Source organism: Streptacidiphilus jeojiensis (assembly GCF_042510965.1).
Lineage (GTDB): Bacteria > Actinomycetota > Actinomycetes > Streptomycetales > Streptomycetaceae > Streptacidiphilus > Streptacidiphilus jeojiensis.
This window is the reverse complement of the sequence record NZ_JBEUKS010000029.1, coordinates 1-2,628: the sequence shown is the minus strand read 5'-3', so window position 1 is coordinate 2,628 and position 2,628 is coordinate 1. Positions and strand designations below refer to the sequence as shown.

At 57.9% G+C, this 2,628-nt stretch carries 2 rRNA genes; both read left to right on the top strand.

The annotated features are described in order from the left end of the window. Window positions 1-108: ribosomal RNA gene (locus ABUW04_RS39685) — 16S ribosomal RNA — on the top strand; the annotation flags it as partial. 300 nt (window positions 109-408) lie between these two features. Beyond that, a 23S ribosomal RNA gene (locus ABUW04_RS39680) occupies window positions 409-2,628 on the top strand; the annotation flags it as partial.

The following is a 2,628-nucleotide window of genomic DNA, read 5'->3' as shown; positions in this document are numbered from 1 at the left end:
GGTGGCCCAACCCCTTGTGGGAGGGAGCTGTCGAAGGTGGGACCAGCGATTGGGACGAAGTCGTAACAAGGTAGCCGTACCGGAAGGTGCGGCTGGATCACCTCCTTTCTAAGGAGCACTTCTCCCGGCCACGGCCGGGCAGAGGGCCACTACGTCAGCGCATGTCTGACGGTGGTCTGCTCATGGGTGGAACGTTGACTATTCGGCACGGCTTGTTGGTGACTGCTAGTACTGCTTCGGCGTGGAACACAGTCATGGACGGGTCGTGGCGGGCACGTTGTTGGGTCCTGAGGGCACGGCCGTAAGGCTGGGTCTTCATGCCGGCCCCATGCGCGATGGTCCTGTTGGGCTGTTGTGGTGGGTGGTTGGTCGTTGCTTGAGAACTGCACAGTGGACGCGAGCATCTGTGGCCAAGTTTTTAAGGGCGCACGGTGGATGCCTTGGCACTAGGAACCGATGAAGGACGTGGGAGGCCGCGATAGGCCCCGGGGAGCTGTCAACCGAGCTTTGATCCGGGGGTGTCCGAATGGGGAAACCCGGCAGTCGTCATGGGCTGTCACCCGCTGCTGAACACATAGGCAGTGTGGAGGGAACGCGGGGAAGTGAAACATCTCAGTACCCGCAGGAAGAGAAAACAACCGTGATTCCGAGAGTAGTGGCGAGCGAAATCGGATGAGGCTAAACCGTAGTGGTGTGATACCCGGCAGGGGTTGCCATTGCGGGGTCGTGGGACATTTCTTGGCTGGTCTGCCGGCTGGTCGGAGAGTCAGAAACCGTATGGGTAGTCGAAGGACATGCGAAAGGTCCGGCGTAGAGGGTAAGACCCCCGTAGACGAAATCTGTACGGCTCTCTTGAGATTGTTCCCAAGTAGCACGGAGCCCGAGAAATTCCGTGTGAATCTGGCGGGACCACCCGCTAAGCCTAAATATTCCCTAGTGACCGATAGCGGACAGTACCGTGAGGGAATGGTGAAAAGTACCGCGGGAGCGGAGTGAAATAGTACCTGAAACCGTGTGCCTACAAGCCGTGGGAGCGTCGCAGCCTGTGCTTGCACAGTGTTGTCGTGACTGCGTGCCTTTTGAAGAATGAGCCTGCGAGTTTGCGGTGTGTTGCGAGGTTAACCCGTGTGGGGTAGCCGTAGCGAAAGCGAGTCCGAATAGGGCGACATAGTAGCGCGCCCAAGACCCGAAGCGGAGTGATCTAGCCATGGGCAGGTTGAAGCGCGGGTAAGACCGTGTGGAGGACCGAACCCACCAGGGTTGAAAACCTGGGGGATGACCTGTGGTTAGGGGTGAAAGGCCAATCAAACTCCGTGATAGCTGGTTCTCCCCGAAATGCATTTAGGTGCAGCGTCGTGTGTTTCTTGCCGGAGGTAGAGCACTGGATAGGCGATGGGCCCCACCGGGTTACTGACCTTAGCCAAACTCCGAATGCCGGTAAGTGAGAGCGCGGCAGTGAGACTGTGGGGGATAAGCTCCATGGTCGAGAGGGAAACAGCCCAGAACACCGGCTAAGGCCCCTAAGCGTGTGCTAAGTGGGAAAGGATGTGGAGTCGCAGAGACAACCAGGAGGTTGGCTTAGAAGCAGCCACCCTTTAAAGAGTGCGTAATAGCTCACTGGTCAAGTGATTCCGCGCCGACAATGTAGCGGGGCTCAAGTACACCGCCGAAGCCGTGTCATTGCAACATTAACCTCCAACGAGGGTTGTGATGGGTAGGGGAGCGTCGTGTGCCGGGTGAAGCAGCCGTGGAAACGAGTTGTGGACGGTTCACGAGTGAGAATGCAGGCATGAGTAGCGATACAAGAGTGGGAAACTCTTGCGCCGATTGACCAAGGGTTCCTGGGTCAAGCTGATCTGCCCAGGGTAAGTCGGGACCTAAGGCGAGGCCGACAGGCGTAGTCGATGGACAACGGGTTGATATTCCCGTACCCGCTTTGAAGCGCCAACGTCGAACCTCTGGATGCTAAGCCCGCGAAGCCGTCTCGGATCCTTCGGGTGAAGAGGAGTGGTGGAGCCGGTGACCCAACAGGGTAGTAGGTGAGCGATGGGGTGACGCAGGAAGGTAGTCCAGCCCGGGCGGTGGTTGTCCCGGGGTAAGGGTGTAGGCCGTGTGGTAGGCAAATCCGCCGCACATTAAGGCTGAGACCTGATGCCGAGCCGATTGTGGTGAAGTGGATGATCCTATGCTGTCGAGAAAAGCCTCTAGCGAGTTTCATGGCGGCCCGTACCCCAAACCGACTCAGGTGGTCAGGTAGAGAATACCGAGGCGTTCGGGTGAACTATGGTTAAGGAACTCGGCAAAATGCCCCCGTAACTTCGGGAGAAGGGGGGCCGGAACTGGTGACGACATTTACTGTCTGAGCTGGGGCCGGCCGCAGAGACCAGCGAGAAGCGACTGTTTACTAAAAACACAGGTCCGTGCGAAGCCGTAAGGCGATGTATACGGACTGACGCCTGCCCGGTGCTGGAACGTTAAGGGGACCGGTTAGCTGCACTTCGGTGTGGCGAGGCTGAGAACTTAAGCGCCAGTAAACGGCGGTGGTAACTATAACCATCCTAAGGTAGCGAAATTCCTTGTCGGGTAAGTTCCGACCTGCACGAATGGCGTAACGACTTCTCGACTGTC